The sequence below is a fragment of the Geobacter sp. SVR genome (assembly GCF_016865365.1).
Taxonomy (GTDB): Bacteria; Desulfobacterota; Desulfuromonadia; order Geobacterales; family Pseudopelobacteraceae; genus Pelotalea.
Map to the genome: position 1 here is coordinate 838525 of NZ_AP024469.1, position 12697 is coordinate 851221.

Consider the following 12697-nt stretch of genomic DNA (forward strand, 5'->3'; position numbering starts at 1 on the left):
GATGAGGGAAGGTGGAATGCATGGTCGAGATTTACAGCAGTGCCCCCACTACCATGTCGATAGCCTTGATCCCGGCAAACGGCGCGATGATTCCGCCCACCCCGTAGAGCAGCAGGTTGTGGATCAGGAGTTTCTCGGCCGGCAGGGGACGGAACTTCGTGCCCTTCAGCGCCAGCGGCACCAGCAGCGGGATGATCAGCGCATTGAAAATAACCGCCGACAGAATGGCGCTCAGGGGTGTCGCCAGGTGCATGACGTTCAGCACTCCGAGCTGCGGGTAGAGGGAGATCATCATGGCCGGGATGATGGCAAAGTATTTGGCCACGTCGTTGGAAATGCTGAAGGTGGTCAGGTTGCCGCGGGTCATCAGGATCTGCTTGCCCACCTCGACGATGTCCAGCAGCTTGGTGGGGTTCGAGTCCAGGTCGATGATGTTGGCTGCCTCACGTGCCGGCTGGGTGCCGGTGTTCATGGCCACCGCCACGTCAGCCTGTGCCAGGGCCGGGGCATCGTTGGTACCGTCGCCGGTCATGGCCACCATGAAACCCGCCTCCTGGCTCTCCTTGATCAGGCGCAGCTTGTCTTCCGGTTTTGCCTGGGCCAGGAAGTCGTCCACCTGGGCCTCGGCAGCGATGGCGGCAGCGGTCAGCGGATTGTCGCCGGTGATCATGACAGTCTTGATTCCCATGCTGCGCAGTTGCAGAAAGCGCTCCTGAATGCCGGTCTTGACGATATCCTTGAGGTCAACCACCCCGAAGATTTCACTATCCCGGCAAACCACCAGCGGGGTGGAGCCGGCCCGGGCGATCCTGTCCACCACATCGTCCAGATCGCCGGGGATGGTCGTGGCACCCCGCTTTTTGACAAAGGCGATGGTAGAGTCGGAGGCACCCTTGCGGTACTGTTTGCCGCCGGTGTTGAGCCCGGAGAGACGGGTATTGGCGCTGAAGGCGATGGCCTCGGCGTCCGGTGGGAGCGCATCAGCCTTCAGGTTGTACTTCTGCCTGGCCAGTGCCACCACGCTGCGCCCCTCCGGTGTCTCGTCGGCCAGCGAGGCCATCAGTGCCGCCTCTGCCAGTTCCTTTTCCGAATGTCTTCCGACGGGGACGAAGGCTACTGCCTCGCGGCTGCCCAGGGTGATGGTGCCGGTCTTGTCCAGAAGCAGCACGTTCACGTCTCCGGCCGCCTCGATGGCCCGGCCGGACAGGGCGATGACGTTCTTTTGGAAGAGCCGGTCCATGCCGGCGATGCCAATGGCCGGCAGCAGCGCCGCGATGGTGGTCGGTGCCAGGCAGACGAACAGCGCCGTCAAGACAGTGAGGGAGACCGGGGACCCCTGTCCTGCGGCCTTGACACTATAGATTGAGAGCGGGCTGATGTTGGCGCATACCAGCAGGAACACCAGGGTCAGGGCGATGAGGAGCACCTCCAGGGCGATCTCGTTGGGGGTCTTGCGCCGCTTGGCCCCCTCGATCAGGGAGATCATCCGGTCCAGGAAGGTTTCGCCCGGATTGGCGGTGATTCTGACGATGATGCTGTTGGCAATGACCGTGGTGCCACCGGTCACGGCGCTCCGGTCGCCGCCCGACTCGCGCACCACCGGCGCCGATTCGCCGGTCACGGCCGCCTCGTTCACCAGCGCTGCTCCTGCCACCACATCACCGTCGCCGGCAATCGTCTCGTTCGCCTCTACCAGAATCAAATCCCCTTTACGCAGCTGGCAGGCACCGACCGTGGTGCAGGGGGCGTCGAATTTCGGCCTTTCCAGACGCTTGGCAGTCACATCGGTGCGGGTTCGGCGCAGGCTGGCGGCGCGGGCCTTGCCGCGCCCTTCGGCCAGGGCCTCGGAAAAGGTGGCGAAGATGACCGTCAGCCAGAGCCATGCCGACACCATGCCGGTGAACCAGGCGGGCTCCTTGTTGGCGCCGATGAGGGACATGACGAAGGTCACCAAGGTGATGACGCTGGCAATCTCCACGCAGAGCATGACCGGGTTACGCCACAATTCAATCGGGTTCAGTTTTCGAAATGATTCAACCAGCGCCAAGCGCATGATTCGGGCATCAAACATGGATACCGGTTCCGGTTTGTGCGTGGACATTGCTCAGTTACCTCCCAGCATGATCAGATGTTCTACGATCGGTCCCAGCGACAGGGCCGGGAAAAAGGTCAGGGCACCGATGATCAGGACCACCAGGGTCAGCCACAGGGCGAACGGTACCTTGTCGGTCGGCAGGGTTCCCAAGCTGGGTGGCACATATTTCTTCTCCGCCAGTGAGCCGGCCATGGCCAGCATCGCCACTGCCGGCGCATAGCGGCCCACCAGCATGGCCAGCGCCCCGAGGATGTTGTAGAAGTTCGTGTTGGCGCTCAGGCCCGCAAAGGCGCTGCCGTTGTTGTTGGCCATGGAGGCAAAGGCATAGAACACCTCGGAAAGGCCATGGGCACCCGGATTGGCCATGGACGACAGGGCCTGCGGAGTGATCATGGCGATCCCCGACAAGATCAGCACCGTGACCCCGGCGGCCAGGACGGTGACCATTGACAGCCACATCTCCCGCACCTCGACCTTCTTACCCAGGTATTCAGGGGTGCGGCCGATCATGAGTCCCGAGACGAACACGGCGATCACCGCAAAGGCGAGCATGGTGTACAGCCCCGAGCCGACGCCACCGGGAACCAGTTCTCCCAGGAGCATCAGGCACATGGGGATCATGCCGCCGATGGGGGTCAGAGAGTCGTGCATGGTATTGACCGCACCGGTGGAGGTGCCGGTGGTGGATACGGTGAACAGGGAGCTACCGATCAGGCCGTTACGAATCTCTTTTCCCTCCATATTAACTCCCTGCACGCCCAGCGTGGCCACAAGCGGATTGCCGGATGTTTCGACCCCCTGCAGCACGGCAAAGGAGACCAGCAGGATCAGGAGCATTACACCCATGAGCATCCGCCCCTGCCGCGGGTTCCCCACCATGACGCCGAAGGTATGGGTAAGGGCGAACGGTATCAGGAGGATCAGCAGGATCTCCACCATGTTGGTGAGCGGGGTGGGGTTTTCATAGGGATGGGCCGAGTTGGCATTGAAAAAGCCGCCGCCGTTGGTGCCCAGCTCCTTGATTGCCTCCTGGGATGCGACCGGCCCCATGGGGACCGTGACCTCTTTCACGGTGATGGTCTCGGTCACGGGATTACCTCTGGCATCCTTGATCGGATTCCCCCGGTCGTCTTTTTTAGGCGCATCATAGGTAGTCGCCTGGACCAGGGGGACGGTCCGATAGGCGCCGAAGTTCTGGATCGCCCCCTGGGAAACCAGCAGCAGGGCGGCCACCAAGGAGATCGGTACCAGGACATAGAGGGTGCAACGGGTCATATCCACCCAGAAGTTGCCGAGCAGGGAGGTGGTGCGTCGGGAAAAGCCGCGGATCACGGCGATGGCCACGGCAATGCCGGTGGCGGCGGAGACGAAGTTGTGTACCGCCAGCCCCACCATCTGGGTGAAGTAGCTGGCTGCCTGTTCTCCGCTGTAGGCCTGCCAGTTGGTGTTGGTGACGAAGCTTACGGCGGTGTTGAGCGCCAGTTGCCAGGTAAAGGCCGGGAACTTTTGCGGGTTGAGCGGTAAAAGATGCTGGGTCATCAGGATGGCGAAGAGCGATACGAACAGTGCCAGGTTGAAGAGGATCACGGACCAGGAGTAGCGCTTCCATCCCATCTCATCGTCGCGGTTTACCCCGCAGATGCGGTAGATGAGGCTCTCGCACGGGGCAAGAACCGGGGACAGGAAGGTCCGCTCTCCTCGAAATACCTGGGCCATGAAGGCGCCCACGGGCCGGACAAGGAACAGCAGGATGACGAAAAAGAGGATCGCTTGCAGCCATTCGTAGGTGTTCATTTCGGTTCCTCCAGATTGAGCAACTGCCGGGCTATGGCAATCGGTATCACTTCCCATACCTGCCGCCGGCGGTCGAACACCGGGACCTGACCATGTCGGTAAGCAGGGGGCGGCACTGTGGTGATGCCCTCTTCATATCTAAGGATATCAGGTTCCTCGAAGCTCTCTCCCTCGTAGAGGCCGTTGTCGGTATTGAACAGATAGGTCTTCATGGTCATGCTCCCTGCGCATCGGATTATCGTCCATGATTCGATGCTAGCAGGGGAAGCATAAAGGCGGGGTCAAAATGGGGCGGAAGAAGGTCAAGAAAACATCAAGAAAAGGTTCCGGGGAAGGGGATTGGAATGTTACCGGGAGCGGCTGCCGATCGGCTCCTGGTCGCGGCGGGAGAGCGGGAAAGATTTTGTTACTGGCGATCGATCACGATTAAGAATCCTGGAGCAGGGCCTGTTGGACACGCTTGAGAAAACTCTCTGCGGTAAAAGGTTTCTGCAGGAAATCGATCCCCTCTTTGAGCGTGCCGTTTGCGAACAGTTCGTGGGCGTAGCCGGATATGTAGAGCGCCCTGAGATGAGGCAGCGAGTGGTGCAGGCGTTCGTACAGTTCCTGGCCGTTTATTTCCGGCATGACTACATCGCTTACCAGGAGGTCGATGGCACCACGATGGTCACGGACCAGTTCCTGAGCCGCCGAGGGGAGTGCGGCCACCAGTACCCGGTAACCGCAGGATTCCAGCAGGTCAACGACCATTTCCCGGACCATGTCGTTATCCTCGACCACCAGGATGGTCCTTCCGCCGGCATTTTCGAGGTGGGGAGCGGCCGCTGCGGCGGTCTCCGCCGGAGCGGCCGCAGACTCCGCGCACGGCGGAAGAAAGATCCTGAAAGCGGTTCCCTCACCCACTCGGCTGTTGACGGCAACATAGCCATCGTGCTGTTTGACGATACCGTAGACCGTGGCCAGCCCCAGTCCGGTGCCGTGCCCGATCTGCTTGGTGGTGAAAAAAGGCTCGAAGATGTGTCCGAGGGTGTGGTCGTCCATGCCGCAGCCGCTGTCGGAAAAGGCGAGCAGGGCATAACGCCCCGTCGCCAGGCCCGGATGCAGCCGGGCGTACTCGTTGTCTACCATCACGTGGCCGCTTTCGATCACGATCGAACCGTTGCCCTCGATCGCATCCTGGGCATTGACCGCCAGGTTCAGGAGGATCTGCTCCACCTGCATGCGGTCGGCCAGGATCGTTACCTCTCCCGGGGACGGCCGGATGTCGATGGCGATATTGGCCCGTATCGTTCTGCGCAGGATGTCGTGGAAACTGCCGACCACCTCGTTCAGGTCGACCGGGTGTAATTGCAGAACCTGTTTGCGGCCGAAGCTGAGCAGCTGTTTGGTCAGATCCCGTGCCTTGCCGGCCGCGTTGATGATGCCCTGGGTCTTGTCGGACAGCGGATCCCCGTCGGGCAGTTTGCGCCGGATCATCTCGGCATAGCCGATGATCGGAGTCAGCAGATTGTTGAAGTCGTGGGCAATCCCTCCCGCCAGTTGGCCGACAGCCTCGATCTTCTGAATATGGTGCAATTGGGATTCGAGGTGCTTTCTCTGCTTGTCGGCTTTATGACGGTCGATGGCGATGCTGGCCAGGTGGGCGGCGGATTCGATCAGCTGGATTTCGAAGCGGTCCGGTGAGCGCGGTTCGCGGTGGTAAATGGCGAAGGTACCCAGCAGGGCGCCCCCGGCCGATATCACCGGTTCCGACCAGCAGGCCCGCAGCCCCGCCTCACGCGCCGGAGTGAAACCTTTCCAGTAGGGATGCCCCTCGATGTCCTCCACAATCACACGTGTGCGGGTATGGGCGGCGGTTCCGCAGGACCCCATGCCCTGACCAACCCGCAGACCATCCACGGCCTGGTTGTAAGAGTCCGGAAGGCTCGGTGCGGCGCCGTGGCGCAGCCGGGTGCCGGAATCGTCCAGCAGCAGCACCGAGCAGAGCGCCCCTTCGTACTCCTGCTCCACGAACCGGACGATATGCAGCAGCAATTCCGGCAGATCCACACCGGTTGCCAGTTTTTCCAGGATGAGGGATTTGGTAGTTTCCCGGCGCTCGCTCCGTTTGCGTTCGCTGATGTCCCTGACGATGCTGAGAATCAGCGGCTGAGCATGTCCGCTCATGATACGGGCGCTCACCTCGACCGGCAGGATCTTGCCCGCTTTCGTCAGATGGGCCGATTCAAAGGTGGCCTGCCCTTTCTCCTGGATGGTCCGGATGTTGGCAGCGATGCGGGCGGCATATTCCGGTGGTTCGATGTCGTTCAGGCGGATGCCCAGCAGCTCTTCCTGCGCATAGCCGGTCATCCGGCAGAGGGCGTTGTTGACCTGCAGCAGCCGCCCCTCCAGGTCGAGCAGCAGGATGGCCTCATGGGCGGCGTCGATCTGCTCCGCCTTGATCCGCAGCTGTTCCTGCTGATCCTGCAGGGTGGTCCGTGCCATCTGCAGCCGTTCGAGATGCCGCGTCAAAAGCTGCATGAGCAGGATGACCGACAGGCACAACGCTGCCGTCAGGCAGGTCTGCAGAATGACACTGCGCACACCCGGCGCTGCAAGCAGCGACACCGGACCTGAGGCGGTGATCAGCTCACTCCGTTCGGCGATGATGCCCCAGGCCGAGATGCAGACCACCGCGGCCAGCAGCAGGCCCACTGCCGCCCTGATGCGGGTTTTCAGTTGCGCTATGGTGGGTTTGCCCTGTGGCATGACTGGGTGCTGTTTCCCGGGGATGTTCCCCTGGTTCGTCCCGAAGGACGGATCGTCACGAAGTGGCAGTATTCGGCAACTCTTCATACACTACGCGGTTTTTGCCCTGTCTCTTGGCTGAATAGGTACAGTTGTCGGCCCGATGAATGAAACCCTTGGCATCGTCTTCGGGGCGCAGGCAGCTGATACCGATGCTGACGGTCATGGAGACCTGTTTTTCCGCCACCGGTATAAATACGGTTTTTGCGAACGCCAGCCGCAGCCGTTCCGCGACCCGGAGCGCTTCCTCACCATCGGTTTCCGGCAGGATGGCGACAAACTCCTCGCCACCGTAACGGTAGGCCGAATCGGTGTGGCGGATGCTTTCCCGGATAACCTGGGCCAGCCCTGCCAGGACGCGGTCCCCCTCCAGGTGGCCGTAGGCATCGTTGAAGCGTTTGAAGTCATCCACATCCAGAAGCAGCAGCGACAGCGGATGCCGATAGCGCTCGGCCCGTTCCATTTCGATCTGGAGTTGGCTGTGAAAGTGGCGGGAGTTGTAGAGGCCGGTCAGGGCATCGGTGATGCTCAGCTCGTAGTAGCGGTGTTCGCTCTCCCGCAGCGCCTGCTCGGCTTGCTTGCGTTCGGTGATGTCCTGGAGCGTCTCGATGGCGCCGATAATCTTGCCATCCCTGTCCCTGATCGGAGCAGCCGTGAAAAAGAGCCATTTGCCCCCGCTGCCGAAATGGGGGAAGTAGTCCTCAGCCTCGTAGGCACCCTCGATGATGGTGGAGCGTCGGCATTCCCTGGCGTAATTCCTGATCAGGAATTCCTCCGAGATGCCATCCACGATCAGGTCGGCCATTACCGGCCTTTCGGTAGAATAGAAGGCCCGCCAATGGTGTCGGGTCCCGATCATCTCTTCGGCGGAAACGCCGGTAATGTTGGCGCAGGCGCGGTTCCAGTGGGTGATGGTGTGACGGGCATCGATGACAAAGGTTGCCACCGCAAAACCTTCCACGATCTGTGCAAGCCGTTTCCGGCTCTCCCTCAGATCTTCTTCGATCTGTTTCCGCAGCAGGCGCTCGGCATATTTGTGGACAACCTTGGAAATCAGTGCCGGCACTATCGCCAGATAATTGTTGTCCCGATCCTTGATGACGTATTCGTAGGCTCCCGCCTGCAGTGCGTCCGCCGCTACATCTTCGGAACCGTGGTCGGTGAGGATCACCAGCGGGATCTTGACATCCCGTCCGATCAGCATCCGGCACAATTCCAGTCCGCATATCCCGGGCAGGTGGTGATGGATCACCACCACGTCGCAGGGGAGCGGTTCGAAGCCCAGGATCTCCAAGGCTGCCGCTGAACTGGTACAATTCAGAATGTTGCACGGAATGCCGCTCGTGTGGAATGCCTGCCTGAATGTCAGCTGATCGTGCTCGTCGTCATCCACCAGAAGGATGCGCAACGGAATGGCTCTCTGTGTTGTCATGACTCACCCTCCGGAAACAGTCGGTCAACCGTCGGAAAAGCGGGAACACTCAGGATCACAGCGATCCGCAGCCTTCTTCCCGGAACGGTCTTTCTCAGTGTGTCACGTGTTTTAAAACATTGTTTAATCGTTGCACAGTGTCTTTGCGCTGTCAACGCAAATGTGGGCCCGATCCGCGTCTGCCGGGGAACCCGGCTCACAGCGGCCAACCGGTTTCCAGGTCCGGGGGATAGAAATTCTCACGCGTCCGGTTGTAGTATCCGAACTGGAGGCGGGGGAATTCGCTCTTCAGGCGCTGCAGCAGGCGGTACATGCCGATGCCCTTTCCGTTGACCGCCATGGCGCGGTTGTAGTAGTCAGGATCGATGGAGAGGTTGCGCATCTGGATCATATCCACCCCGGTGTCGGCTACGAAGCGCAGTAGCGCTTCCACCTCCTCCGGCGCGTCGGAGACGCCGGGGGAAACAAGGTAGTTGATCATCGTAAAGCGTCCCGCCTCCCGGGCGGTCCGTACGGAGCGCAGTACATCGCCGAAGCTGTAGCCCTTGGGGCGATAGTAGCGGTTGTAGGTGTCCTCGCGCACCGAGTTCATCGAGAAGCGGAACGAGTCCATGCCGGCATCGCACAGCATGGCGATGCGGTCGGGCAGGGAGCCGTTGGAGTTGAAGTTGACCGTACCCCGCGCGGTAGCCTGTTTCAGCCGGCGGGTGGCCTCGGCGATCGTGTCGGCCTGAAGGATCGGGTCCCCTTCGCAGCCCTGGCCATAGGAGACGATGGCCTGATCGGCCTCCTGCAGGTGGGGCAGAGCGATTTCGCAGATCTCCTCCGGCGTGGGAACAAAGCCGATCCGCTCGTGGTTGGATGGGCAGCATTCCGCGGCCTGCAGGCTGATGCAGCCCAGGCAGGCCGAATTGCAGACCGGCGAGGTCGGCAGCGGCGCCTCCCAGCGGCGATAGAAGAGGTTCTTGGCCGCAAAGCAGTGGTAATCCACGGCGCAGCGGGCCAGTTGTTCGAGCAGGCGATTGCCGGGCATCTCCTTCAGCATGCGGCGCACCAGCGGGTCCAGCGTGCGGTCGTCGTAGTTGGCCGGGTTCCAGTTGCTGTTGGCATCGACCCTCGTGGCAGCCACCACAAAGCAGTCGCGCTCCTCATCCCAGCCCACGGCGGTGTACGACCACAACGGCAGATGGGTCTGCTTTCCGGAATAATCGCAGGCAGGCAGCAGGGTACGGACATAGCCGGGCGCCATGAAGGCGGCCACCGCCTGGACCCGCTGATCTCTGCGCCCCTCCCGGACCGTCTCCACGGTGACGAAGCGCTTCCGTGCGGCATCCCAGGCAATGGGGGGCATGGAAGGCATGGTGAAGAGTCTGCTGTCCTCGGGGAGCGGTATCAGTTCGATCTCTTCGGGCAGCACCGCTTCGGTGCCGTTCATTCCGGCCATGCAGAGATCGGGATGGTCGTAGATTGTGCCTTTGGCGTCGGCATAGAGGAGTTTGGGGAGGCGTTTCGACATGGCATGGGTCCTTTTACGGGCGCGTATAATGGTGCAATTGTTCATTATGCATGGCCGAATAATCATTGGCAAGGATAAGCGGGTTGCCCATGCCGGCAAGAGCAGGGCACATTTGTCTTGCGATCAGATACCGCCTTTGCTATCTCCGAATGAACTGCATTGGCCGGCACCATCTGTTTACGGTCAGAGGAAGATTCCGGCACTCATCATGTAACTCCGGGGGATGAAAGGAATGGACAAGGCATTTGCTGAACACTTCGCCGCAGAATGGATTGACTCGTGGAACTCGCACGATCTTAAAAGAATTCTCTCGCACTACGAGGAAGACTTTGAAATGTCGTCGCCGGTAATCATTCAGGTGGCCGGGGAGGCGTCCGGCACGCTTCGAGGAAAGGCTGCCGTCGGAGCGTATTGGAAAAAGGCTCTGGAACTTATTCCTGACTTGAAGTTTGAGCTGCTGTCAGTTCTGGTCGGAGTAAACAGCATCACGCTTCATTACAAAGGGGCGCACGGCCGTCTGGTAGCCGAAGTCTTCCACTTTGGCTCGAATCAGAAGGTGACCCGCGCATGTGCGCACTATGCCATGTGACCTGTGTCCCAACCTCGGCCGCACGGGGCGCTGTACCGGAACCATTGCGCACTCAGGGCCTCTCCACAGAGTGACACCCGCAGCCGGGAACAGAAGTTTCTTGCCACACGCAGCAGCTTTACTATAAGGTTGCCCGATGCGAGTGTGGAAAATCCGTCATAAGGAGCGGAACTATCTGCTGCCGTTGATTCTGGCGGTAGTGGTCTTTTTTATCGCTCATGGGATCTGCGTCCCACAGCTCTTCGCCCCTCAGGAGGCGCAGTTTTCCAAACCCCGGGAGGCCAAGCGGCAGGCCGTTGTCAACGGTCAGGCCAAGTCTCCGCAGTCCAGAATCCTGAAATCCTCCCAGACCTTTACCCTCTGCACCGGTGTCAGCGTATCCGATGTACCGGTATACCGTTTGCTGACCTTCAGTTGTCCCCCGTATTCTTCCATCGCCGTATTCGATTCCGCCAGCCCTTCCCGGGCACCTCCCGCGTAGAGCCCATCGTTCCGTTGTACTGACTAAAATTTCAGCACCCGCTTCGTGGTGCACAATCTTCTCTCAGCCTCTGTCCGCCCCTGGTCCCGGTCCCGTCTACGTGTGCCCGAAGACTTGTGGTGCATGGAGCGCTTTGGAAACCGGAACAGGAGAAAAAATGGAACTCATTCGCCGGACAAAGATCGACTTCATCGGCAAGCGCAAGATTACCTTCGTCATTTCGGGCTTTATCGCCATTATGGGAATCATCGGCATTGTTCAGATCGGCAGAAACGCGGCCAATATGGGCATAGATTTTTCAGGGGGTACGTCGCTTCAGCTCAGTTTCGCGCAGCCCGTCTCGCTGGAGCAAGCCCGGGCAGCCCTGGCCAATCACAATCTCAAAGAAGTAAACCTGCAGGAGATAAAAGATGGCAACAAGCTCCTGATCAAGGTCGGCAAAAGCGGTACCGAGAAGGGGGCCGACACCATCACGGACCTGTTGAAAAGGGCGTTTCCCGAAAATGCATTTGTTGTCGAACACTCCTCCGAAATAGGTCCTTCGATCGGCGACAAGCTTAAAAGGGATACCCTGAAAGCGGTGGGTATTTCCATGCTTGGAATAGCGGTGTACATAGCCTGGCGCTTCGATCCCCGCTTCGGCATCGGCGCCATAGTCTCCACCCTGCATGACGTACTGGCAATGGTGGCCCTGTTTTATGTCATGGGCAAGGAAATCAACCTGCTGTTCGTCACGGCGGTGCTGACGATCGCCGGCTATTCCCTTACCGACACGGTGGTGGTCTTTGACAGGATCAGGGAGAACCTGCACAGGAATCCGTCGGGGTCCATGGAGGCCACCTTCAATACGAGCATCAACGAAGTGCTGTCGCGGACCGTGGTTACCTCTCTGACCACCTTTCTGGCGGCGGTGTCGCTGCTTGTCTTCGGCGGTGAGGTCATTCACGATTTCGCCCTGGCCCTGGTCGCGGGTGTCGTCATTGCCACCTACTCATCGATATTCATCGCCAGTCCGATAGTTGCGGAACTGGAAATCAGACGGGCACGGAAGCAGCGTGGTCCGATGCCGGAAGGAGCGTGAACATGTCGCAGTCTCATGATATACCGGGGGGCAGGAGTCTTCCGGGTCTGTTGCAGGGGGTGTCGGTGAAAGCGCTCAAGCGCGAAGCTATCAATGCGTGTCTCATCATCATGGGGATCTTTTCAGCCGGAATGGGCTTGAAAGGATTCCTCATGTCCAGCCACTTTATCGACGGTGGAGTAACCGGCGTTTCTATGCTTCTGGCAAATGTGCTCGGTATCCCGTTGCCCTTTCTGATCCTGTTGTTCAATCTCCCTTTCGTTGTTCTCGGATACCGCCAGTTTGGTGGAATATTTGCATTCAAGAGCACAGCAGCGATCGCCGGTCTGTCGATATGCCTCGCGTGTGTCAATTTTCCGGATGTGACCCCCGACAAGCTGTTGACGGCCGTTTTCGGGGGGTGTTTTCTGGGAGCGGGCATCGGGCTTGCGATACGCGGCGGGGGAGTCCTGGACGGGACTGAAATTGCGGCCGTATTGATCAGCAGGAGTTCGCACCTGCTGAAAGTCGGGGATGTGATTCTCATCATGAACATCGTGATCTTTGCGGCCGCCGCATTCGTGCTGGGGCTCGAATCCGCCCTCTATTCCATTCTGACCTACCTGGCGGCTTCAAAGACGGTTGATTTTCTGATTCACGGCATCGAGGAATACACGGCTGTCATCATAATCTCGAAACAGAGTGAGGAGATACGGCAGGCGATCGTCACTGAACTCAATCATGGCGTGACGATCTACAAGGGGCGCCGCGGGTTTTCAGGGGAGGCGCAGGATATTCTGCACTGCGTCGTCACCCGGCTGAAAATCGGAACCGTCAAGGATGCCGCCCTGGAGATCGATGAGGCGGCATTCATCCTGACCCATCCTCTGGGCGATGTCGCCGGCGGTATCGTAAAACGGTCCATCCTGAAGTGACGTGCCCC

10 protein-coding genes are annotated in these 12697 nt (G+C 59.9%); 4 read left to right on the top strand and 6 right to left on the bottom strand.

Features of this window, described 5'->3' with window-relative positions; all coding sequences use genetic code 11:
* Positions 1-31: 31 nt before the first annotated feature.
* The 6 genes from kdpB to GSVR_RS03985 form a co-directional block, all read right to left on the bottom strand.
* Positions 32-2101: a potassium-transporting ATPase subunit KdpB gene (gene kdpB, locus GSVR_RS03960; RefSeq protein ID WP_173196307.1), complete on the bottom strand. Its 2070-nt coding sequence runs from the start codon at positions 2099-2101 to the stop codon at positions 32-34.
* 3 nt (positions 2102-2104) lie between these two features.
* Complete coding sequence (gene kdpA, locus GSVR_RS03965) at positions 2105-3889, bottom strand: potassium-transporting ATPase subunit KdpA (RefSeq protein ID WP_173196305.1); 1785 nt, start codon at positions 3887-3889, stop codon at positions 2105-2107.
* A complete protein-coding gene (locus GSVR_RS03970; protein ID WP_173196303.1) occupies positions 3886-4101 on the bottom strand; it encodes a hypothetical protein in 216 nt (71 codons plus the stop codon). The genes kdpA and GSVR_RS03970 overlap by 4 nt, the downstream gene beginning before the upstream one ends.
* Before the next feature lie 214 nt (positions 4102-4315).
* A complete protein-coding gene (locus GSVR_RS03975) occupies positions 4316-6637 on the bottom strand; it encodes a PAS domain S-box protein (protein ID WP_239077452.1) in 2322 nt (773 codons plus the stop codon).
* Between the two features lie 55 nt (positions 6638-6692).
* Complete coding sequence (locus GSVR_RS03980) at positions 6693-8108, bottom strand: diguanylate cyclase (RefSeq protein WP_173196299.1); 1416 nt, start codon at positions 8106-8108, stop codon at positions 6693-6695.
* Between the two features lie 196 nt (positions 8109-8304).
* On the bottom strand, positions 8305-9624 hold the full coding sequence (locus tag GSVR_RS03985; protein WP_173196290.1) for a radical SAM protein: 1320 nt from the start codon (positions 9622-9624) through the stop codon (positions 8305-8307).
* Positions 9625-9847: 223 nt separating this feature from the next.
* Here GSVR_RS03985 and GSVR_RS03990 point away from each other — a divergent pair, with 223 nt between their 5' ends.
* The 4 genes from GSVR_RS03990 (at position 9848) to GSVR_RS04005 (ending at position 12689) form a co-directional block, all read left to right on the top strand.
* The gene (locus GSVR_RS03990) at positions 9848-10213 is read left to right on the top strand and encodes a nuclear transport factor 2 family protein (RefSeq protein WP_173196288.1); all 366 of its coding nucleotides are present in this window, start codon (positions 9848-9850) and stop codon (positions 10211-10213) included.
* A gap of 136 nt (positions 10214-10349) precedes the next feature.
* The gene (locus GSVR_RS03995) at positions 10350-10694 is read left to right on the top strand and encodes a hypothetical protein (protein WP_173196286.1); all 345 of its coding nucleotides are present in this window, start codon (positions 10350-10352) and stop codon (positions 10692-10694) included.
* A 157-nt stretch (positions 10695-10851) separates the two neighbouring features.
* Entirely contained in the window at positions 10852-11775 is a 924-nt protein-coding gene (secF, locus tag GSVR_RS04000; RefSeq protein ID WP_173196284.1) for a protein translocase subunit SecF, read from the top strand.
* Between the two features lie 110 nt (positions 11776-11885).
* Positions 11886-12689, top strand: a complete 804-nt coding sequence (locus GSVR_RS04005) for a YitT family protein (RefSeq protein WP_370552072.1) — start codon at positions 11886-11888, stop codon at positions 12687-12689.
* Positions 12690-12697 lie beyond the last annotated feature (8 nt).